Source organism: Tessaracoccus lacteus (genome assembly GCF_029917005.1).
In the GTDB taxonomy this organism is placed as follows: domain Bacteria; phylum Actinomycetota; class Actinomycetes; order Propionibacteriales; family Propionibacteriaceae; genus Arachnia; species Arachnia lactea.
On sequence record NZ_CP123967.1, the window covers coordinates 2,132,723 to 2,153,208 of the forward strand.

Below are 20,486 nucleotides of genomic sequence, written 5' to 3' on the forward strand. Positions count from 1 at the left end.
TCCGAGAAGCGCCCAATCCCTGGCGCCGAAGACCAGCGTGGTCGCCCGCGGGGCGTCAGCGCAGGTTTGTGTCATAGGAGGCGTCGCGGCCGGGCTCATCGGCGACGCCGACGGTGAGCAGCGGCGCGACGATCAGCCCATTGGACGTGCCGGAGGTGATCGCGCCGACTAGTTCGCCGTCGGCCGTGACGCGCACGCGGTCCGTGTCCTCGGCGACGGGGACCGTCACGGTCATGCCGGCGCGCACGATGATCTTCGCGTCCTCGGCGCCCTCGACGTTCGCCGTGACGGTGTGCACGCCGGGGTTGCTGAGCTGGATCATCCAGCCAGGCCTGGCCGCGGAGGCCAGCGTGGCCGACGCCTCGGTCAACACGAGCGTCACGGGCGGGCCCGGCTGGTCGTCGAGCACGACCGCCGCCCCGACCTCTCCCGGGGACGTGATGCGCAGCGCCGTCGCCTCCGACCCGAGGTCGGAGCCGAGGCCCACGACGACGGTGGACAGTGCCGGGACCGTCACGTCCGCGGTGGACGCCGGCGAGTAGGTGCCTGACTCCCCCAGCGCCTGCACGGTGACGTCGACGCGGTCCACGCCCGGATTGCTGAGCAGGAGCTTCTGGTTCTTCCCGTCGGCCGGGATGCCGGAGATGACCTGCTCCACCGCGACAGTCGTCGCCGTCGCGTAGTGCTGCTCCGAGCTGCCCTCGACCGCCCTGGCGAGCACCGCGACGCGGCCGGGCGTCGAGGTGAAGGCCACCGCCACCGGGTCCGTGCCCGCGTCGGCGGCCAGCACCGACAGCGCGACGCGCCGCGTCACGCCGGGGGCGATGGCGATGCCCCGGGCACCGACGGAGCTGATCTCGCCGTCGGGGCCGTATAGTGTCAGGTCGACGGCGGCCTCCGTCGCGTCGGTGTTCACCAGGACGAGTTCCGTGGCGGAGGGGTCGGCCACGAACAGCATCCCCGAGCTGGCGGGGGTCTCGCACGGCACCCAGGTGCGCGCGCCGGACGTGATGAGCACGCCGGCCGCCGCGTCGCCGTCGCTCCGCACGACCGTCGGGCCGTCGGTGTCCTGCGACACGAACCCGTCGCTGGCCTCGCCCTCGGAGCCGCCGGCCTCGGCCGTGTGCAGGTCGGAGTCCGCGACCGCGAGCAGCCCGCCCGCGGGGACACAGGTCACGCGGCTGGTCTGCGGCAGCTGCACGACGTGCGTCTCCGGCCTCTGCAGCGGGGAGATGAACGACAGGCCGACGACGACGGCGACGAGCGCCACGAGCGCGAGACCGGTGAGCAGGATGCGGCGGATCATGACTGTCCCCTTCGTGCCACGGTGGCGCCGCCGAGCGTGGGCGCCGCCAGGGTGGCGACGACCAGCAGCACGACGACGTGCAGCGCGAGCTGCCACCAGCGCGGAGTCGGTTCGATGCTGAGCGTCCCACCGTCCGCGGGCACGCCGGTGAGCGTCACGACGTCCTCCCGGCTGACGTCGGTGGTGGTCGTGCCCCGCGTCAGGCGCTGTCCGTCGACCGACGCCGTCCAGGACACGTCCGGCGAGTCGGCGACGCGCAGTTCGCGTCCCTCGTCCCCCGGCGGGACCTGGCCGTCCGTGATGGGCTCCGAGTCGATCGTGACGCGGGATACCAGCCCTCCGACCGTCCACACGGCCGAGGAGTCGTCGGCCGCGGCGGAGACGAGCGACTCCAGGTTGTCGAGGGCCGCGCGATGGTCCTGGTCGAAGCCACGCACCCACAGGTGCGAGACGCCGAGCTCGCGGAACCTGTCCGCCAGGTCGCTCGGAGGGTTGGCCCCGGCGATGGCCTCGGCGAGGGCTGCGAACTGGTCGGCGAAGGACCCGGTGGGGTTGCGCTCGGCGCTCCCCCAACGCGGCTGGCGGGCGTCGACGACGCTCCAGGAGACGGCGGACGCGTCGCTCAGGTCGACGAGCAGCGCACGGGAGTCACGGTTGGACGAGATGACGTCGCGGACGTAGCCGGGCAGGACGCTGGTCGTCGACTGCACGGGTCCCGCGAAGCCGACCACGGCCCACACTCCGACCGCCAGCAGCCCCGCCAGCGACATCGACAGCACGCCGCGGGAGCGGATCCTCGTCTCCTCGCGGTCACACCAGATGGCCGGCGCGAGCAGGGCCGCGACGACCAGCAGCGCCCAGGGCGACAGCAGCGGGCGCGCAACGCCCCCGTCGACCTCGACGATGAGGCGCGACAGCAGCGTGCCGACCAGCAGCGGAGCGGCGACGCCGACGACGGCCCTCGTCCAGGCCGGCCTGCTCAGCGTCGAGATGGCGAGCAGAGCCACGACGCCAAGGGCCGCGAAGAAGACGATGTTGGCCCACAGCGGGAGGCCGGACGGCAGGATCCGCCCGACGACGAGCGCATAGGAGGCCGGCGGGAAGTCCGGCCACGCCAGCGGGTCGACGCCGGTCAGGAGCCGACCGGGGTGGCGCACCAGCGTGGGCAGCCAGGGGATGAACACGAGCCAGGCGGGCACGACCATGATCGCGACCGAGACGATGCGCTCGCGATCGCGCACGGCCCACACGACGGCGACGACGGTGAACAGCGGCAACGCCACAGGCCAGACGACCGAGACGACGATCAGCCAGAACGCGGCGCTGGCGGGGGCGCGCAGGCCCTCCGCTCCAGTGTCCTCGTCGATCACGACCGCGTGGACGGCCCGGGCGAGGATGGGGGCAGTGACGGCGAGCACCATGCCCGACACGTCACCGGCGTTGACAAGCCCGAGCAGGATGGTTGCGCCCGCCCAGGCCCCGCCGGCGGCGGCCGCGACGGGCAGCGCCACCCGCAGGTGCCGCAGCAGAGCGAGCGCGGAGATCCCGGAGAGCATCGGGACCAGGATCACGGCCAGGAAGGTGAACCAGCCCGGGCTGCCGAAGCCGCCGAGCGCGGAGAAGGCCGCGAATCCGAGCCAGGGTGCGGTGCCGGTCAGGTAGGCCTGCCAGGCCGCGGCCAGCGACGCGGGCGCCGCCAGCAGCCCGCCGCCGGAGATCGGTCCACCGCCGAGCAGGCTGCGCGCCGCGACGCCCGCCGCGACAAGCAGCACGACGATGAGCACGGCGACCGGCGAGACGTGGAAGCCGCGCCCGACGCTGGCCGTGAGCTCGTCGTCGCTGGTCAGCTCATCGAGGGAGGTGTCGGCCTCCGTGGTGTCGGTGAGGTCCTTGTAGCGCTCGGACACCGCGCTGCCGAACCTGTCGAACGCGTGCTGCACCGGCCAGAAGCGACTGGGGAGCAGCTCCTCGGGCGTCAGGTCCTCCTCCGGCAGTCGGGCTGCGAGGGAGGCGGTCTCGTCGGCCGTGTCTCGGTAGCGTCGGAACGCGCCCAGCTCGGCGCGGGCGAAGCCAGGCGCCTTGGCGAGCAGAAAACCCGCCGAGCGCAGCAGGCTGGCGGCGCCCAGCCCGAAGGTCGAGGCGCCGCGCGAGCCGGCGATGCGCAGCGCGGCCAGGCGGTCGTCGAGGTGCGGATGTCGTGACTCGTGACGCAGCCCGGTGTGTCCGGCGCGCAGGTGGTGTAGCGACCCGGCAGGCCAGGTCAGGACGCGGAAGCCGACGGCATTGGCACGCCAGCAGAAGTCCACGCCGTCCCGGTGCCGCGCAACCTCGGGGGCGATGCCACCGAGCTCGCGCCACGTCTCGCCGCGGACCAGCAGCCCGGCCGTGGAGGCGCCCAGCACGTCGCGGGCGTCGGTCTGCCCCTGGTCGATGTCACCTTCCTCGACGAGCGGGACGCGCTCGCCGCCTCGCGTGATGGCCTGGCCGACCTCGGAGAGGGTCTCGCGGTAGTTGCGGCGCTTGGGCTGCAGCAGCTTCGGCACGACAACGTCGGCCTGCTTCGCCCCCTCGAGAAGGCAGTTCAGTGTGCCGCGGCGGGGTGTGGAGTCGTCATGCAGCAGCCAGACCCACTCCGGCTCGTCGTCGCCGAGGCCCAGCCTGACGGCCTCGCCGAAAGTCACGTCGCGGTCGACGGTGAGCACATCGTCCAGGATCCCCTCGCCCAGCGCCTTCCGCAGGAGGTCCCCGGACGAGTCCTGGGATCCGGTGTCGACGGCGACGAGACGGCCGGGGCGGGGGTTGAGACCCGCGAGCGCGACGAGCTGGCGCGGGAGGAACTCGGCCGCGTCGTGCACCACCATGACGGCCGTCACTGCGGACGGGTCGATGTCGGGGGCGTCGTCGGCGGTGTCATCCTGGTCGATCCAGGACCAGAGGTCGTCCTCGAGATGCCCGTGCAGGGGTTCGTCGCTCACGTGTTCTCCAGCCTGAGTCGTCTCGTGCGCCCGGGGTTCACGGGTGGGTGGACGACCATATCAGCCCTGTCGGAGGTCGGCCCGCGACCGGCGCTCAGCCCGCGGCGCGCTTGAGCTTGCGGCGCTCCCGCTCGGAGAGACCACCCCAGATACCGAAGCGCTCGTCCTGTTGGAGGGCGTACTCCAGGCATTCGGTGCGCACGGTGCAGCTCTCGCACACTCGCTTGGCCTCTCGGGTCGAGCCACCCTTTTCAGGGAAGAACGCCTCGGGATCGGTCTGGGCGCACAGGGCGTCGGCCTGCCACGCAAAGGCGCCGTCGTCGTCGAGCAGAGAAATCAGACCCTCATCCATGCAACCCTCCCTTCTGCCCCGAATTACACCGGAGTGATTCAGGTGCGTCAAGTGTAGCGGCGCGCCCGGTTCAGCGACGCGGTGGTCTGATCAGCGTCGCATCCGGGTCATCCTCGTCGACCCGGGGCCAGGGCGTGGTCGCCCTGTCCCACCGCCCGGCCCCCGGCGCGGGCCGTGGGGCATGGACGGGGGTCGCCGCCGAGGCGGGAGGCACGGGACCTCGTGCGGGGGCCGTCGTAAGGTCACCCCGGGCCTGGACCTGCAGCAGCACCAACGTCAGCAGTGCACCGCCAAGCAGCAGCCCCGCCACGCTGCCGAGCATCGCCGCCGGAGTCGCGACGGCCACGGCCTGGACGACGATCAGCACGACCCGCAGGACCAGGGCCGCCGCGGCGGCGAAGAAGGTGGCGATGCGGGCCCCTCGTCCCACCGGCCCGGCGACGAGCGCAGCGACGGTCACGCCCAGCAACGCCGTCGGGCCGACGACCTGGGTGCCGCCCAGCGCCAGGGCGACGGCCTCCACCGCCCCGGAGGCGAGTGCGCCCCACAGCAGCACCGCGTGTCCCGTCCGCATGAGGTTGTCGTCCACCTCGCTGTTTCCCTCCCCGTCGATGTCTACGCGAATTCTGCCCCCGCCCGGGTTCGCACCTCATCGACCAGCTGCTTGACCCGCTCTGCGTCCTCCAGGCGGGCCGCGAGAGTGGCGGTGGGCGTCGCGACGACCAGCGTGTCCGTCAACCCGATGGTGGCGAGCACGTGGTCGCGGCCGGTGGTGTTGACCAGCACGCACCCGCTCGTGTCCATGGTGACGCTGCGCCCCTCGACGGCATTGCCGTGCTCGTCGTGCGCCAGCGTCTCGGCCAGCGACAGGTATCCGCCGACGTCGCGCCAGGCGATGGCCAGGCCGACGCTCACGACCTGCGCACCGGTCGCCCCGCGCGAGGCGGGTTCCATCAGCGCGTAGTCGACCGAGATCCTCTTCAGCGTCGGGAAGAGCTCGTCGAGCCGCTCGGGCTCGGCTGCGATGGCGCGGACGGTCGCCGCGACCTCAGGCTCGAGCCGGTCGAGCTGGTCGAGCAGCGTGGCCGCACGCCACACGAACATCCCTGCGTTCCACCAGTACTCGCCGCTGGCCAGGTACTCCTCGGCCACGTCGCGGGCGGGCTTCTCCCGGAACTCCGCCACCTCGCAGACACCCGGGAACCCGTCGATGGCCGCCGCGCGGTGCAGGTACCCGTAGCCGGTATGCGCGCTGGTGGGCACGACGCCCAGTGTGACGAGGGACTGCGGGCGGGACTCGGCGACCTCGAAGGCCGTGGTCAGGCTGCGCTGGAACTCCTCAACGGGTTCGATGATCTGATCGGCGGTCACCATCGCGACGACACCCTCGGGGTCCCGGCGGGCGATCTCGGCTGCCGACCAGGCGACCGCGCCGAGCGAGTCCCGGCCCTCCGGCTCACCCAGGATGTTCCCCGGAGCGAGCTCTGGAAGCTGCATCGCGACGTCGGCGGCGTACGCGCGGCCGGTACACACGAGAATGTGCTCGGCATCGACCAGCCCGTCCAGCCGCTCAAAGGCCAGCCTGAGCAGCGAGCGCCCCTGGAAGATCTCCAGCAGCTGCTTCGGCCGCCCCTGCCTGGACAGCGGCCACAACCGGGTTCCCGAGCCGCCGGCCATGATCACCACGTAACGCATGGCCACAACCTAGCGTGCGGCAGCACGCCCCGTCAGGCGGAGACTAGTGTCGGGGTCATGTTCATCCATGCCCTTGCCGACCGGGTGCGCCGGAGCGGCGGCTCGCCGCTGCTGACGTGCTACGACGCCGCCGACGACTCGCGCATCGAGCTGAGCGCCACGACGTTTGCGAACTGGGTGGACAAGACGGCGAATCTCATCGTCGACCTCGGCCACGAGGACGGCGAGCCGATCGACATCGCGCTGGCCACGACGCACCCCGGGCACTGGGTGACGTACGTGTGGATCGCCGCAGCCTGGCAGCGCGGCTGCCCGGTCATGGACGGCACCGGCGACACGAGCCTGCTCGTCGTCGGCCCCCACGACACCGGTCGGGCGCCCACGACCGTGATGTGCTCACTGCACCCGTTGGGCCGCGCGCTGGCCGAGGCGCCGGCAGGTGTCGTCGACTACGTGGAGGTGTTCGGGCAGCCGGACCTGCACGACGAGGCGATCGGGCTCGGCGAGGCCATGTGGTCAGACAGGCCGATCGGCCGCGTGACCCCCAGCGACGAGCGGCTGCTGATCGCTGACCCTGCACCCGGCTGGCAGACGGCGGCGACGGCGCTGGTCGCGCCGGTGCTCGGCGGCGGGTCGACGGTGCTCGCCTCCGGATACGACGCGGGCGCACTCGACCTGATCTCCGTCAGTGAGCGCGCCCGCGTCCTGTAGGCGTCAGTTGCTGGGTTCCTCGGCCTGCTCCTCGGCGGCCTCGGCCGCATCTTCGGCCTGCTCCTCGGCGGGTGTCCCCGCCTCGGCCTGCTGCACCGCCGCGACGGGGTCTGCGATCAGCGCGGCGCCTCCGCCCAGGGTCGCCAGCATCTGCCGGACGTTGCTGAGCTGGGCGGTGATGGAGTCGCGGCGGGCGGTCACGGCGGCGAGCTCGCGCTCGGAGTCGCGCCGGATCCGCTCGGCCTGGGCGCGTGCCTGACCGACGAGGTCGTCGGCCTCGCGCTGCGCGGTGACCTTCATGCTCTCGGCCTGGCTGCCGGCGTCGGAGACGATGCGCAGGGCCTCGTTCTCTGCGGCGCGGAGGTTCTCCTCGGCCGCGCGCAGCTGGTCGTCGCGCTGACCCATCTGGGTGGCGAAGTCGGCGGCGGCGGCGTCCCTGCGCTCGGCCAGGGTGCGCTCGAAGTCGGCGGCGGCCTGCGCGGCGCGTGCCTGCTGGGACTCGTAGACGGCCTCCGCCTCCTCGCGGCGGGTCGCGGCCTCGCGGTCGGCGTGGTCGATCATCTCGTCGGCACGTCGCTGCGCCCCGGACAGCCGTGCCTCGGCGTCGGCGTCGGCCGAGCTGCGGGTGTCAACGGCATAACGGTCGGCCTCCGCGGCGATCTGCTGCGCCTTGGCGGTGGCCTCCTCCACGACGCGGGTCGCCTCGTCCTTGGCTGCGCGGCGCAGCTCAGCGGCCTCCTCCTCGGCGAGCGAGAGCATCTGGCTGATGCGCTCGCCCAGGTCCGCAAACGTCGGGCGCGACACGGTGGCCTTGGCCTTCGCGGCCTCCTCGGCGCGGGAGCGGGCGGCCGAGAGGTCGGCCTCGAGCCCGGCCTGTCCCTGACGGGCCTCCTTCAGCTGCACTGTGAGCTCCCCCAACTCGGCCCGTGCGGCCTCGAGTGCCTGCTGCAGGGTTCCCAGCTCTGCATCCACCTGTGCGGGCTCGTAGCCGCGCAGAACTGTCCTAAATGCGGGTGTCATCAATTGTCCTCATTCTGAGTGGGGGTTTCGTTCACGGCGAGCGCTTCGATCACGCCGGAGAGGTTGTTGAGTTGTGCGGTGATGGTGTCGCGGCGCTTCGCGAGCCCCGCGACCTCCTCCCTGGCCTCGTTCAGCATCGTCCTGGCCTGAGTCCGCAGGGCCTCGGCCTCGACGCGGGCGCCTGCGAGCAGCGCGATCGCCTCCTCGCGGGTGGCCCTCGTCCGTTCGAAGGATGCCTTTTGGGTGCGTTCGAGGTCGGCGCTCAGGCGTTCGCGCACGAGCGCGGCGTTGGCCTCTGCATCCGCGGTGCGCGCCTGCGCGCGCTCGGCGATCGCGGCGGCCTCCCGCTCAGCGTGGGCGACCAGGTCGGCTGCCTGGGCCTCGGCCTGCTGCCGCGTGCGGGCGGCGTGCTGCGTGGCGGCTCGGAGCTCGGCGTCGGCGCGGCCGCGGATGTCGGCGGCCTCGACGTCGGCGCTGCGGACGCGGCGGCGGGCGACGTCGACGCTCCTGGCGAGGGTCGCCGCGAGCTTGCCGCGCAGGTCGCGGGCCCGGGCTGCGGACTCGGCGTGGGCCTCGCGGCGGGTGCGGGCCGTGTCTGCGGCGGCACCGTCGAGCAGCCCAGCCACTGTCGCCCGCGCCCACTCGAGCTGGCCGGCGGCATCCGCGAGCTGCTCCTTGGCCTTCTCGTCCGCCTCGGCGAGCAGGCGGGCAGCCTCCTCGCGCGCCGCGGCGAGGTGTTCGGCCGCGCGACGCTCAGCCGCGTCGGATTCTGCGGCGATGCGGGTGCGGATCTGGGTCACCTGGTCGACGGTCGTGGCCTTCAACGAGGCGACGTACTCGTCCGCCTCCGCGCGCAGCCGCGCCGTCTGCGCCTCGGCCTCGGCGCGTTCGGCGGCCAGCTGTCCGTCGTGGACGGCGCGGGCTGCGGCCAGCTCGTCGGCCTGCCGCGCAACGTCGACCTCAGCCTCGGCGCGCAGGCGGGCAGCCTCCTCGGCGGCCTCCTTGACGACGCGCGCGGCCCTGGCGTCGGCGTCGGCGGCCCGTTGCTCAGCCTCGACGCGCGAGTCGGCGATCAGCTCGTCGGCATTGCGCTCTGCGACGCCGGTGAGCTCACCGGCCTGCCGCGCGGCGTCCTCCAGGATGCGGGCAGCGTCGGCGCGGGCCTCGTCGAGGCGGTGCCGCGAGAACTGCAGCTCCGCTGCCGCTTCGTCGCGTTCCCTCTTCACCTCGGCCGTCCGTGCCCGGACGGCGTCGGCCTCCGCCTCCGCCTCCTGCCGCAGGCGGTCGGCGAGCAGCTGGGCCTGCCGCAGGACATCCACCGCCGAGCCGCTCATGGGTGTCGCCTCGTCGGCCGGTCGGGGATCCATGTGTTCCATCTTGTCACGGTTCTCGCAGCGTCTTCTCGGGGCTTCTCAGGCGCCGGTCGGCCGGCCATGGATGAACCCGGCCCCCCAGGCCAGATGCATGATCGTCAGGACGAGCGGCATCCGTAGGCGCGCCGCAGGGCGGAGCTGCCCCAGGCTCGCCGTGGCGGCTCCGACGAAGGCGACATAGACGGCCGGCGCGATCAGCGCCGCGGTCAGCACCCGGCTGCGCAGCACCAGCCCGAGCAGGCCGAGCACCAGCCCCCCTCCCGTCCCGACGACCGTGAGCGGGGGCGCGAGGTAGCGCAGGGAGGCCGTGTCGGGATGGCGGCGGATGACCTCGCGGCGCCACTGGCCGGTCCGGTAGAACTGCCGCGCCAGTGCCGAGACGCTGTCGCGCGGACGGTAGACGACCTGCAGGTCTGGGGAGAAGTAGACGAGGTGTCCGGCCCGACGCAGCCGGTAGTTGAGTTCCCAGTCCTGCGCCCTGTGCAGAGACTCGTCGAAGCCGCCGATCTCCCTGAGCACGTCGGCGCGGAACACGCCGAGGAAGACGGTGTCGGCCGGCCCGGCCGGGGTCTCGGCCAGGTGGAAGCCGCCGCCGCCGAGCCCGAGCGGCGAGTTGTACCCGGCCGCGATGGCCTCGGACAGCGGCGTGGTCCCCTGTGCGTCCATCAGCCCGCCGACGTTCGCCGCGCCGGTCTCCTCCAGCAGGGCGACGGCCCGGCCGATGTAGCCGGGGCTGAGCTCCCCGTGCCCGTCGACGCGGACGATCACGGGATGGCGGGCCGCGGCGATCGCGACGTTCAGGCCCGCGGGGGTGACGCCGGCCGGGTTGTCGAGGACCACGACGCGGGAATCCTCGTCGGCAAGCCCCTCGGCGATCTCGCGGGTCAGGTCGGTGCTGGGCGCGACGGCGAGCAGGATCTCGAGGTCGCCCTCGTAGTGCTGGTCAAGGACCCGCTGCACGGCGGCCCGCAGGTGCTTCTCCTCGTTGCGAACCGGCATGATGACGCTGACTGCCGTGGACACGACACCTCCGTTGCTTCGCTGGGCCCCGGACAGCCTATCGGGTCACGAGGAGACCGAGCAGACGGCCTCCAGATCCTCGGTGTCTGTGAAGGTGTCCTTGTTCACTTCGGGATCGGCCGACGCGCTCGGGGTCGCCTCGGGGGTCGACTCTGCCGTCTGATCACCCTCCGGCTCCGCCTCCGACGGCCCGGCCGTCGGGGATGGGCTGGCGCCGGCGGCGGCCTTGGCGGCCGCCTTCTCGTCGAGCTCCTCGGCGTGGGCGATCTTGTCCTGCACCGTCGAACGGATGAGGGCGAAGTCCGGGTCGGCCGTCGTGATGAGGGGCGGGGAGAAGTTGACCGAGGCGATCCTGGTTCCCTTGGCCGCCAGCGCCAGCTCCGCGAGCTGATACACCTCTCCGCGTCCCACGTCGGTCTTCAGCAGGTTCTTGCCAGCCTCGGAGAGCTCGGTGAACTTCGTGGCGACGGTCATCGGGTCGAGCTGCTGCACCATGGCCGACATGACGCACTTCTGCCGCGCCATCCGTTCGTAGTCGCTGCTCTCGGCGCGGGACCTCGCGAACCATAGGGCGTGGAAGCCGTCGAGGTGCACGTCCTCGCCGGCCTTGATGTAGCCGTAGATCCTGGAGCCCACGCCGCCGATGGGGATGTCCTTGGAGATGTCGAGCGTGATGCCGCCCATGGCGTCGATCAGCGACTGGAAGCCGGCCATGTCGACCAGGGCGTAGTAGTTGAGGTCGAGGCCGAGCGTCTCGGAGACGGCCTCCTTCACGGCCTGGAGACCCGGGTCGTCGGCGTCAGGGTAGAGGTCCTTGTGTTCGACGCCCAAGGTGTAGACGCCGTTGAGCATGCACTCGCCGTCGTCGCAGACGAAGCCGTCCGGGTACAGCGCGTGCAGCGGGGAGGACTCGGGGAAGGGCACCTTCTGCATGTTGCGCGGGAGCCCGAACAGCACGGTGCGGCCCGTCTCGGCGTCGACCGAGGCGACATTGATCGAGTCGGGGCGCAGCCCGACCCGGTCGTCGGAGGCGTCGGCGCCCAGCAGCAGGACGTTGTAGCGGCCGGCCTTCTGCTCAGCGTCGCCGCCGCCCGCCAGCAGGTCGCCGACGTTGGCGACCCCGGTGAAGGCGTTGGCTGCCACGGAGGTGACGGCCCCGACGGCGAGCGCGAGGACCAGCGTCGTCACGGTCAGCCCGAACCGGGGGCGGCGCAGCAGGTTGATGGGGCGGGCCAGCCGCCACGAGTCCAGCAGCAGCGCGACCCAGCCGAGGAACAGCACCCAGAGTGCGACCTTGAAGAAGACCGCGACGGCGGGCGTCAGGAGGAATCCGACGGTGGCGCCGCGCAGCACGACCAGCCCGAGCGCGAGGAGCACGACGACGGCCAGGGCGGCGAGGTAGACGCGCGTGGCGATGCGGCCGACGCGGCGGGATCCGGCGAATAGCTGGACCGAGCCGGGCAGGACCGCGGACATGAGGACGTATCCGAAGGCACGGCGGGTCTGCAGGCTCTGCGCCGCGGCGGGCTGGGCAGAAGGCACGTGAGGCTCCAATGGGGAAGGCAGCACCGGGTGCCATCACCTTTCCTCATCCGGGCCGAGGTATCCGGCCGCCACGCCGTTCGGCAGCCGTTTCCGCGCAAAGTACGCTGTTGAGTCGAAAGGGGTGCCGATGTCGAATCACAACGACGACATGGACTGGCTGTACCGCAAGGACGACGAGCCTGAGTCCACGCGTGTCCTGCGTCCGCCGCAGGAGTCCAGCAACCATGTCGGCGGTTACCCACAGCCCGGCCGGCAGCCGGAGGCCGGCCCGCAGCAGCGCAGCCGGCGACGAGAGCAGCCGAGCGGCCGGCAGCCGGCGACGGATGTCGAGGCTCCCCCCGTCCGGAAGCGCAAGCGCCATCCGCTGCGGATCATCGGCGTGCTTGCGCTGGCCTGGCTGGTCTTCCTGATCGGCACGCCCGTCTACGCCTTCACCGTCAGCAACCACGTCGACTCGGCCCCCGACGGCGACCGTCTCGCCGCGCAGCCGGGGACCACGATCCTGCTGGTCGGCTCCGACGCGCGCGACGACCTGACTGCAGAGGAACGCAAGGAACTGGGCACCGGCAGCGTCGAGGGTCAGCGCACCGACACGATGATGCTGCTGCACCTGCCGGCCACCGGCCCGGCCGTGCTGCTGTCGCTGCCCCGCGACTCGTACGTCGCGATCCCGGGCCGCTCGAAGAACAAGCTCAACGCCGCCTACGCCTTCGGGGGCGCCCCGCTGCTCGTCCAGACCGTCGAGTCGAACACCGGAATCCGAGTTGACGGCTACCTGGAGGTCGGCATGATGGCGATCGTCGACCTCGTCGACGCCGTGGGCGGCATCGAGGTGTGCCCCGACTTCGACATCGACGACAAGGACGCCCACCTCACGATGTCGAAGGGCTGCCAGGACGTCGACGGCGTGACCGCGCTGGGCTACGTCCGCATGCGCAAGTCGGATCCGCGGGGCGACCTTGGCCGCGTCGAGCGGCAGCGCGAGGTCATCTCCGCGATCATGAAGAAGGTCGCCACGCCGATGACGGTGGTCAATCCCGTGCGCTACTGGCAGCTGAACATGGCCGCCGCCGGCTCCCTTACCCTGGGCGACGACACCGGCGTGGTGCAGGTGGGGCAGGCCGCGTTCGGCTTCCTCCAGGTGATGACGGGGGCGGGCATCTCCATGACCGTGCCCGTCTCCGACACCGACTACCGCACGTCCGCCGGATCGTCGGTGCTGTGGGATGCCGACGAGTCGGCCGAGGTGTTCGCCGCGATCGCCTCGGGCGACACGGCCTCGCTGGAGAAGTACCGCGAATGACCGGCCCCGCCCAGCACACCCCCGATCCCCCCGATCAAGGAGATCCCGTGACCCAGACCACCCAGCCCGTCCCCGCCGCCGCGGAGGCGCCGAAGAAGTCGAAGGCACCGGTCGTCGTGGCCGTGGCCATCGCGGCCGTCGTGGTCGTCGCGGGCGTCGTCGCGGCGTTCACGCTGCTGCGCGGATCGACGCCAACCGCCTCCCAGGGGCTCCCCTCGACCGTGCTCGCGTCGGTGGAGGTGAACCTGAACCCGTCGGCGGGCGACCAGCTCGCACTCAAGGGCATCGCCGACAAGCTGCCCGATCTCGGCCTCGGCGAGATCGGCGACGACTACAAGGCCGCGCTGTGGAGCCTGATCCCCGCGGAGGAGGGCATGCCGGAGTACTCGGAGGTCGAGCCCTGGCTCGGGGACTCCGTCGCGATCGGGGCCCTCCCCGTCGACGGCGACGCGACCGACGTTCAGGCCGTGATGTCTGTCCAGGTGACCGACCAGTCCGCGGCGCAGGCCTTCGCGGACGAGTACCTCGAGGGCACCACGGTGTTCTTCGTCGACGACCTGATGGTCGTCAGCGCTGAGGCCACCGGCCTCGAGCAGGCCGACGTCACCTCGTCCCCGCTGGCCTCTTACGACACGTTCACGTCCGACATGGCGAAGCTGAGCGGCAGCAGCCTGGCGACGGCGTGGGTCTCCCCCGCGGGCGCCGCGCTGGCGCTGCAGGAGGGCGAGGACAGCACTGGCATCACGGCCGACGCCGGGGACCTGACGCGCGACCTGCACGGCGCCGCGGCGCTGCAGGTCGCCGACTCGCTGCTCACCCTGCGCACGGTGTTCGACGCGCCGGGCATGGCCGCCGACGGCGCGGGCGACGTCCGCGACGTCGCGGGCAACCTGTCCGCGGATTCGCTGTTCGCCCTCGCGACCGCCACCAACGATGACTCGATCTCCCGCATCTGGGAGGCTGTCTCCGCCAACGAGACCGCCACGGCGTGGGCGCAGCAGTTCGGCCTGACGAGCCAGGACGACCTCGGGGCGCTGCTCGGGGAGAGCCTCGGCCTCACGCTAGGCATGGACGAGGCAGGCTCCCCCGTGCTGGGCGCGGCGCTCGTCGGCGACGACGCCGCGCGTCAGAAGGAGATCCTCGACCAGCTCGACACCACGCTGCAGCAGAGCGGCGCCACGGGGCTCAGGATCGAGCAGGACGGCGACACCGGCGTGATCGCGCTCGGTCAGGAGGTCTCCGACGTGACCAACCCCGCGTCGAAGCTGAGCAGCCTGGACGGCTGGTCGAAGCTTGTTGACGGCCCCGCCCAGTCGGTGCTGTACGTCAACGTGCCGGCGATCCTCGCGGACCAGAACCTCGCGGCCCTGGTCCAGCAGTCCAGCGACCTGCAGGCCTGGTTGGAGCCGGTCTCGGGCATGGCTGTCACGTCGACGCAGGACAGCAGCACGGTCGAGGCCCTGGTGCGGGTCTCCTTCAGCTGAGCCTGGCGCGGACCGCCTCGCCCTTGGCGTGCGCGGCGTTGCGCAGCTGCTCCTGGAAGTCCAGCATCCTGGCCTGCAGCGCCTCGTCGGAGGCCGCCAGGATGCGCACGGCCAGCAGGCCGGCATTGCGGGCGTTCCCGATCGCCACCGTGGCGACGGGGACGCCCGCCGGCATCTGCACGATCGACAGCAGCGAGTCCATGCCGTCGAGGTACTTCAGGGCCACCGGGACCCCGATGACGGGCAGCGGCGTCAGCGCGGCGAGCATGCCGGGCAGGTGGGCGGCGCCGCCGGCCCCGGCGATGATCACGCGGATGCCGCGGCTGTGGGCCTCGCGGCCGAAGCGGACCATGTCTTCCGGCATCCGGTGCGCCGAGACGACGTCGGCCTCGAAGGCGATGCCGAACTCGGCGCAGGCGTCGGCCGCGGCCTGCATGGTGGGCCAGTCGGAGTCCGATCCCATCACGATCGACACGAGCGGGGCATCAGGCATCTGCGTCTCCCATCAGGTAGCCGGCGGCGTGCCGGGCGCGGCGCCGCACGTCGTCGAGGTCTGTTCCGACACAGGTGACATGCCCGACCTTGCGCCCAGGCATGACCTCCTTGCCGTACAGGTGGACGTGCGCGGCCCGGTCGCGAGCGTACACGTGGACCAGCGCCCCCGTGAGGTCCTCCTCGGCCCCGCCCAGCACGTTGCGCATCACGACGACCTCGTCGGTCAGCTCGGGGGAGCCGAGCGGCAGGTCGAGGGCCGCGCGGAGGTGGTTCTCGAACTGGCTCGTCACGGCGCCGTCGATGCTCCAGTGCCCCGTGTTGTGCGGGCGCATGGCCAACTCGTTGACGACGATCCGGCCGTCGCGGGCCTGCATCAGCTCGACGGCGAGCACCCCGACGACGCCGAGCTCACCGGCCAGCGAGATGGCCAGCTCCTGCAGCCGGGTGGCCTCCTCGGCCGGGAGACCGGGTGCGGGGGTCACGGTCTCGACGCAGATGCCGTCGAGCTGCAGCGTCTCGCTGACGGGGTACGCGACGACCTGTCCGGAGGGCGAGCGGACGACCAGCGCCGACAGCTCGCGTGTGAAGTCGATGAACTCCTCGGCGACGATGCGGACGCTCTCCCCCGCCGACTGGGCCGCGAGCCCGTCGAACGGGATGCCGACCTCGGCCGGCCCGTCGAGCTTCCAGACGCCCTTGCCGTCGTAGCCGCCGCGGGAAGTCTTCGCGATGATCGGCCAGCCCTGCCGCTCGCCGAAGGCCAGCAGCTCGTCGGGGGTGTCGCACACGGCGAAGACGGGGCACGGGGCGCCGAGTCCGGTCAGCCGCTCGCGCATCGCGGCCTTGTCCTGGGCGTAGACGAGCGCCTCCGGCCCTGGCCGGACGGCGACCTGCCCCTCGAGCACCGACAGGTGCCGGGTGGGGACGTGCTCGTGGTCGAAGGTCAGCGCGTCGGCGCCGTCGACGAAGGTCTGGAGGGTCGCCAGGTCGCGGTAGTCGCCGACGGTGGTGTCGGGCACGACCTGCGCGGCGGAGACGTCCGGCCCCTCCGCGAGCAGGCGCACGTCGATCCCCAGCGGGATCGCGGCCTGCTGCATCATGCGGGCGAGCTGCCCGCCCCCTGCGATGGCGAGACTGTAGCGGCGGGTCACGCCGGGCAGCCTATCAACGAGCGTCGGGGTGCTCAGTCGTCCTCGTCGTCGCCGAACAGGAGCTCGGTGATCTGGACATGGACCTTCTCGACCTCCGGCACGTCGGGCAGGAGCAGTGGCTGGCCGGCGGCTGTCTCGAAGATCAGCGTGCCGCAGCTGACCATCCGGTCGACGACCCCGCGCTCGTAGTTCACGTTGTTGATGCGCCGGAGCGGCAGGTCGTGGCCGACGCGGGTCAGGATGCCGTGGCGCGTGATGATGCGGCGGTTCGTGACGGTGTAGGTCGAGCTCCACCAGCCCAGCGCGGGCCGGGCCACCAGCACGACGAACGCGATCAGGGCGGCGGCGACGGCGATCCAGGTGGCCCACGGCTGCCAGGAGGCGGGGAAGAGCGCTATCGCGACGCCGAGGAGGATCGCGATGGCGAAGAGGAACACGACGGGGATGATGAGCTTCTTGACATGCGTGCGCATCGTCGCGATGACGTACTCGTCCTTGCCCAGCTGGTCTGCGGTGATGGCCATGGCTCAGTCTGGCACGGCTGGGCGCTCCACAGCCCGGTTGCGGGGCGTCAGGCCCGCGTGTGGCGGGGAACCAACTCTGCGACCCTGTCGCCCCGCCTCCCCTGAAAATCGGGCACTGCCCGGTTCTCCCCGGTCTGGTCACGAGAATCGCACGATGCCTGATGGCCCCCGTCGGCCACCGACGAAGCAGTGGGCGCTATTCGTCACTGGACCGGGGAGATTCGACCACTGCCCGATTTTTCGGGGGCGACAGGGGGCTGGTCTCTCAGGGGTTCAGGCGGGCGTGGACGACGTCGCCGACGGCGAAGGTCTCGACGCCGCGCGCCGTGGCGACCTCGAGCCGCCCGAACGCGTCGACGCCCATGCCGGTGCCGTGCACGCGACGGTGCTCGTCGACGACGATCGTCAGCTCGGCGCCGATGGAGGCGCAGCGCGCCTGGTACTCCTCGCGCAGCGATCCGCTGAGTGACCAGAGTCGGTAGTAGCGGGAGAAGTGGTTGAGGACCCCGGCGACGATCACGCTCTGGTCGGTGGGCAGGCCCGCGAGCGCAAGCGACGTCGACGCCGGCACGGGCAGCTGATCGATGGTCAGGGACACGTTGATCCCGATGCCGACGACGGCACGGGCCCCGTCCGCGTGCTCGATGCGCTCCGAGAGGATCCCGCACAGCTTGTCGCCGCGCAGCAGCACATCGTTCGGCCACTTCAGCGTCACGTCGGTCGGGTCGGGCGCGAGGTCCTCCACTGCGGACGCGACCGCCATGCCCGCCAACAGCGACAGCCAACCCCACTGGGGGAAGGGCGGCCGTGGCCTCAGGAGCAGCGACATCGAGATGGAGGCACCGGGTGGGCTGACCCAGCTCCGGTCCAGCCGGCCCCGTCCGGCGGTCTGCTCGCCGGAGACCAGCACCAGCCCCTCCCCCACGCCGTCCCTGGCCAGGGCCGCGACGTCGTGATTCGTGGACCCCGTGGTGGTGACTACGCGCACCTCGTCGAAGACCCCCGAAGGATCGAGGAGCGAGGAGATGCGGGCGGCGTCGGGCAGCTGGTCGGTCACCCGCCCATGCTACGCGGCGTTCATTTACGACGAACCCCCGGCAACTTCCTGGATCGCGGCTAGTGTGTGCGCCATGGAGATCGACGTCCACACCACCGCCGGTCGGATCGCGAATCTCGGAGTGCGCATCGATGAGGCCGTGCACGCCGGTTCAGCAGACGCCGTGGAGAAGCAGCACGCCAAGGGCAAGATGACCGCTCGCGAGCGGGTCATGGCCCTGCTCGACGAAGGGAGCTTCGCCGAGTTCGACCAGTTCTCAAGACACCGTTCCAGTTCCTTCGGCATGGACGCCCGCCGACCGTTCGGCGACGGCGTCATCACGGGCACCGGGTCCATCCACGGCCGCCCCGTGTGCGTCTTCTCGCAGGACGTGACCATCTTCGGCGGCGCGCTCGGTCAGGTCTACGGCGAGAAGATCGTCAAGATCCAGGACTTCGCCCTCAAGACGGGCGTCCCTCTGATCGGCATCAACGAGGGCGGCGGCGCCCGCATCCAGGAGGGTGTGGTCTCTCTCGCCCTCTACGGCGAGATCTTCAAGCGCAACACGCTTGCCTCCGGCGTGATCCCGCAGATCTCGCTGATCATGGGCGCCGCGGCCGGCGGGCACGTCTACGGGCCGGCACTGACCGACTTCGTCGTGATGGTCGACAAGACCTCGCAGATGTTCATCACCGGCCCGGAGGTCATCAAGACCGTCACCGGCGAGGACGTGTCGATGGAGGAGCTGGGCGGCGGGCGCACGCACAACACCAAGTCCGGCAACGCCCACTACCTCGCCGCCGACGAGAACGACGCGATCGAGTACGTCCGCGAGCTGCTGACCTATCTTCCTCAGAACAACCTGGAGGACCCGCCCGTCTTCGACGACGAGGAGGTGGACCTCACGATCACCGACCACGACCGCGAGCTCGACAGCCTGATCCCCGACGCGGCGAACCAGCCCTACGACATGCGCGACGTGATTCGCGGGGTGCTCGACGACGACGAGTTCCTCGAGGTGATGCCGCTGTTCGCCGGCTCGATCATCGTGGGCTTCGGCCGCATCGAGGGACGTTCCATCGGCATCGTCGCCAACCAGCCCACCGTCTTCGCGGGTTGTCTCGACATCGACTCCGCGGAGAAGGCCGCCCGCTTCGTGCGCACGTGTGACGCGTTCAACATCCCGGTGCTGACCTTCGTCGACGTGCCAGGCTTCCTCCCCGGCGTCGGCCAGGAGCACAACGGCATTATCCGCCGTGGCGCCAAGCTGATCTACGCCTACGCGGAGGCCACCGTGCCTCTCCTGACGGTCACGACGCGCAAGGCCTACGGCGGCGCATACGTCGTGATGGGCTCGAAGCACCTCGGCGCCGACATCAACCTCGCGTGGCCGACCGCGCAGATCGCCGTGATGGGCGCTCAGGGCGCCGTCAACATCCTCTACCGCAAGCAGCTGGGCGCCTCGTCGGACCCCGAGGCGGAGCGCGCGCGGCTCATCCAGGAATACGACGACGAGCTCACCAACCCGTACGTCGCGGCGGACCGCGGCTACATCGACCAGGTGATCTACCCGCACGAGACCCGGGCCCAGGTCATCCGGGCGCTCCGGCTGCTGCGCACCAAACGCGAGGCGCTGCCGCCCAAGAAGCACGGGAACATCCCGCTGTGACCGGCGCAGGCGACTCGGAGTCGATCTCGTTGACGAAGGCGAGCCTCTCGGACGAGGAGGTGGCGGCCGTCGTCGCGGTGCTGTCAGCCGCGGCACGGTCCGAGAGGCTGCGCTCAGCCGACGACCGGCCGCTGGCCGGCGGCTGGAAGTCGTACTACCGCACCCTGCGCCCGCCGCTGGTGAGCGGCCGCGACGCGTGGCGCACCTACCACCGGCTGTGACGCCGATGCGGGTGGTCCTGGCCTCCAAGTCCCCCGCCCGCCTCGGCGTGCTCCGCGGCGCCGGGATCGAACCAGAGGTGATCGTCTCCGGCTTCGACGAGTCGCAGATACTCGACCCGAACCCGGCGCGGCTGTCCGCGACGCTGGCCCGAGCGAAGGGCGAGATCGTCGCGCCCCTGGTCGACGGCGACGTGGTGCTCATCGCCTGCGACTCCGTGCTGGAGTTCGAGGGCCGCGCCCACGGCAAGCCCGGCACCCCCGAGGCCGCGGCCAGGCTGTGGCGACGGATGCGCGCCGGCGAGGGCCTCCTCCACACCGGCCACCACGTGCTCGTGCGCCGCGGCGGAGACGAGACCGTGCAGACCCGGGTGGGAACCACCCTCGTGCGGTTCGCGGACCTGGACGACGCCGAGATCGACGCATATGTCGCCACGGGCGAGCCGACGCGGGTGGCCGGCGGGTTCACGATCGACGGCATCGGCGGTGCCTTCGTCACCTCCATCGAGGGCGACCCGTACAACATCGTCGGCCTGTCGCTCCCGCTGGTGAGGCAGATGGTCCTCGACGCGGACGTGAAGTGGCCCGACCTCTGGGACCGGACCTAGA

General features: G+C 71.6%; 19 protein-coding genes. 6 read left to right on the forward strand and 13 right to left on the reverse strand.

Features of this window, described 5'->3' with window-relative positions; genetic code table 11:
• Positions 1–55: 55 nt before the first annotated feature.
• The 5 genes from QH948_RS09920 to QH948_RS09940 all read right to left on the reverse strand — a co-directional run bounded on the left by QH948_RS09920 (position 56) and on the right by QH948_RS09940 (position 6,328).
• On the reverse strand, positions 56–1,306 hold the full coding sequence (locus QH948_RS09920) for a DUF5719 family protein (RefSeq protein ID WP_281144235.1): 1,251 nt from the start codon (positions 1,304–1,306) through the stop codon (positions 56–58).
• A complete protein-coding gene (locus QH948_RS09925; RefSeq protein WP_281144236.1) occupies positions 1,303–4,281 on the reverse strand; it encodes a glycosyltransferase family 2 protein in 2,979 nt (992 codons plus the stop codon). Before QH948_RS09925 ends, QH948_RS09920 begins: the two co-directional genes overlap by 4 nt.
• Before the next feature lie 94 nt (positions 4,282–4,375).
• Positions 4,376–4,633, reverse strand: a complete 258-nt coding sequence (locus tag QH948_RS09930) for a WhiB family transcriptional regulator (RefSeq protein WP_281144237.1) — start codon at positions 4,631–4,633, stop codon at positions 4,376–4,378.
• A 70-nt stretch (positions 4,634–4,703) separates the two neighbouring features.
• Complete coding sequence (locus QH948_RS09935; protein WP_281144238.1) at positions 4,704–5,222, reverse strand: hypothetical protein; 519 nt, start codon at positions 5,220–5,222, stop codon at positions 4,704–4,706.
• A gap of 26 nt (positions 5,223–5,248) precedes the next feature.
• On the reverse strand, positions 5,249–6,328 hold the full coding sequence (locus tag QH948_RS09940) for a mannose-1-phosphate guanylyltransferase (RefSeq protein ID WP_281144239.1): 1,080 nt from the start codon (positions 6,326–6,328) through the stop codon (positions 5,249–5,251).
• A gap of 57 nt (positions 6,329–6,385) precedes the next feature.
• Between QH948_RS09940 and QH948_RS09945 the strand changes: the two genes are divergently transcribed.
• Entirely contained in the window at positions 6,386–7,039 is a 654-nt protein-coding gene (locus QH948_RS09945) for a TIGR03089 family protein (RefSeq protein ID WP_281144240.1), read from the forward strand.
• Positions 7,040–7,042: 3 nt separating this feature from the next.
• Here the strand turns inward: QH948_RS09945 and QH948_RS09950 are convergent, their stop codons facing one another.
• The 4 genes from QH948_RS09950 to QH948_RS09965 form a co-directional block, all read right to left on the reverse strand.
• Complete coding sequence (locus tag QH948_RS09950) at positions 7,043–8,059, reverse strand: hypothetical protein (RefSeq protein WP_281144241.1); 1,017 nt, start codon at positions 8,057–8,059, stop codon at positions 7,043–7,045.
• Positions 8,059–9,426, reverse strand: a complete 1,368-nt coding sequence (locus QH948_RS09955) for a coiled-coil domain-containing protein (protein ID WP_281144242.1) — start codon at positions 9,424–9,426, stop codon at positions 8,059–8,061. The genes QH948_RS09950 and QH948_RS09955 overlap by 1 nt, the downstream gene beginning before the upstream one ends.
• 45 nt (positions 9,427–9,471) lie before the next feature.
• Complete coding sequence (locus QH948_RS09960) at positions 9,472–10,431, reverse strand: glycosyltransferase family 2 protein (protein WP_281146177.1); 960 nt, start codon at positions 10,429–10,431, stop codon at positions 9,472–9,474.
• Between the two features lie 66 nt (positions 10,432–10,497).
• The gene (locus tag QH948_RS09965; protein WP_281144243.1) at positions 10,498–11,994 is read right to left on the reverse strand and encodes an LCP family protein; all 1,497 of its coding nucleotides are present in this window, start codon (positions 11,992–11,994) and stop codon (positions 10,498–10,500) included.
• Between the two features lie 130 nt (positions 11,995–12,124).
• On the opposite strand from QH948_RS09965, the gene QH948_RS09970 reads away from it, so the two are divergent.
• A complete protein-coding gene (locus QH948_RS09970) occupies positions 12,125–13,300 on the forward strand; it encodes an LCP family glycopolymer transferase (protein ID WP_281144244.1) in 1,176 nt (391 codons plus the stop codon).
• A 47-nt stretch (positions 13,301–13,347) separates the two neighbouring features.
• A complete protein-coding gene (locus QH948_RS09975; protein ID WP_281144245.1) occupies positions 13,348–14,784 on the forward strand; it encodes a hypothetical protein in 1,437 nt (478 codons plus the stop codon).
• Here QH948_RS09975 and purE read toward each other — a convergent pair.
• From purE to QH948_RS09995, 4 genes are all read right to left on the reverse strand, one after another.
• Entirely contained in the window at positions 14,777–15,277 is a 501-nt protein-coding gene (purE, locus tag QH948_RS09980; RefSeq protein ID WP_281144246.1) for a 5-(carboxyamino)imidazole ribonucleotide mutase, read from the reverse strand. The two genes, QH948_RS09975 and purE, sit on opposite strands and share 8 nt — an antisense overlap.
• Complete coding sequence (locus QH948_RS09985) at positions 15,270–16,379, reverse strand: 5-(carboxyamino)imidazole ribonucleotide synthase (RefSeq protein WP_281146178.1); 1,110 nt, start codon at positions 16,377–16,379, stop codon at positions 15,270–15,272. The genes purE and QH948_RS09985 overlap by 8 nt, the downstream gene beginning before the upstream one ends.
• A gap of 83 nt (positions 16,380–16,462) precedes the next feature.
• Positions 16,463–16,954, reverse strand: coding sequence for a PH domain-containing protein (locus QH948_RS09990; protein ID WP_281144247.1), 492 nt, complete (start codon positions 16,952–16,954; stop codon positions 16,463–16,465).
• A gap of 265 nt (positions 16,955–17,219) precedes the next feature.
• Positions 17,220–18,011, reverse strand: a complete 792-nt coding sequence (locus QH948_RS09995) for a biotin--[acetyl-CoA-carboxylase] ligase (RefSeq protein ID WP_281144248.1) — start codon at positions 18,009–18,011, stop codon at positions 17,220–17,222.
• Positions 18,012–18,084: 73 nt separating this feature from the next.
• Here QH948_RS09995 and QH948_RS10000 point away from each other — a divergent pair, with 73 nt between their 5' ends.
• The 3 genes from QH948_RS10000 to QH948_RS10010 are packed head-to-tail and all read left to right on the forward strand — an operon-like array spanning position 18,085 to position 20,485.
• Positions 18,085–19,659: an acyl-CoA carboxylase subunit beta gene (locus tag QH948_RS10000; protein WP_281144249.1), complete on the forward strand. Its 1,575-nt coding sequence runs from the start codon at positions 18,085–18,087 to the stop codon at positions 19,657–19,659.
• Positions 19,656–19,880: an acyl-CoA carboxylase epsilon subunit gene (locus QH948_RS10005; RefSeq protein ID WP_255556196.1), complete on the forward strand. Its 225-nt coding sequence runs from the start codon at positions 19,656–19,658 to the stop codon at positions 19,878–19,880. The genes QH948_RS10000 and QH948_RS10005 overlap by 4 nt, the downstream gene beginning before the upstream one ends.
• A 5-nt stretch (positions 19,881–19,885) precedes the next feature.
• On the forward strand, positions 19,886–20,485 hold the full coding sequence (locus tag QH948_RS10010; RefSeq protein ID WP_281144250.1) for a Maf family protein: 600 nt from the start codon (positions 19,886–19,888) through the stop codon (positions 20,483–20,485).
• Position 20,486 lies beyond the last annotated feature (1 nt).

What these genes read in the sequence shown, in the direction of transcription:
- QH948_RS09920 (WP_281144235.1), bottom strand. Translation starts at nt 1,306, where the DNA reads ATGATCCGCCGCATCCTGCTCACCGGTCTCGCGCTCGTGGCGCTCGTC.
- QH948_RS09930 (WP_281144237.1), bottom strand. Translation starts at nt 4,633, where the DNA reads ATGGATGAGGGTCTGATTTCTCTGCTCGACGACGACGGCGCCTTTGCG.
- QH948_RS09940 (WP_281144239.1), bottom strand. Translation starts at nt 6,328, where the DNA reads ATGCGTTACGTGGTGATCATGGCCGGCGGCTCGGGAACCCGGTTGTGG.
- QH948_RS09945 (WP_281144240.1), top strand. Translation starts at nt 6,386, where the DNA reads ATGTTCATCCATGCCCTTGCCGACCGGGTGCGCCGGAGCGGCGGCTCG.
- QH948_RS09950 (WP_281144241.1), bottom strand. Translation starts at nt 8,059, where the DNA reads ATGACACCCGCATTTAGGACAGTTCTGCGCGGCTACGAGCCCGCACAG.
- QH948_RS09955 (WP_281144242.1), bottom strand. Translation starts at nt 9,426, where the DNA reads ATGGATCCCCGACCGGCCGACGAGGCGACACCCATGAGCGGCTCGGCG.
- QH948_RS09960 (WP_281146177.1), bottom strand. Translation starts at nt 10,431, where the DNA reads ATGCCGGTTCGCAACGAGGAGAAGCACCTGCGGGCCGCCGTGCAGCGG.
- QH948_RS09970 (WP_281144244.1), top strand. Translation starts at nt 12,125, where the DNA reads ATGTCGAATCACAACGACGACATGGACTGGCTGTACCGCAAGGACGAC.
- purE (WP_281144246.1), bottom strand. Translation starts at nt 15,277, where the DNA reads ATGCCTGATGCCCCGCTCGTGTCGATCGTGATGGGATCGGACTCCGAC.
- QH948_RS09985 (WP_281146178.1), bottom strand. Translation starts at nt 16,379, where the DNA reads ATGATGCAGCAGGCCGCGATCCCGCTGGGGATCGACGTGCGCCTGCTC.
- QH948_RS09990 (WP_281144247.1), bottom strand. Translation starts at nt 16,954, where the DNA reads ATGGCCATCACCGCAGACCAGCTGGGCAAGGACGAGTACGTCATCGCG.
- QH948_RS10000 (WP_281144249.1), top strand. Translation starts at nt 18,085, where the DNA reads ATGGAGATCGACGTCCACACCACCGCCGGTCGGATCGCGAATCTCGGA.
- QH948_RS10010 (WP_281144250.1), top strand. Translation starts at nt 19,886, where the DNA reads ATGCGGGTGGTCCTGGCCTCCAAGTCCCCCGCCCGCCTCGGCGTGCTC.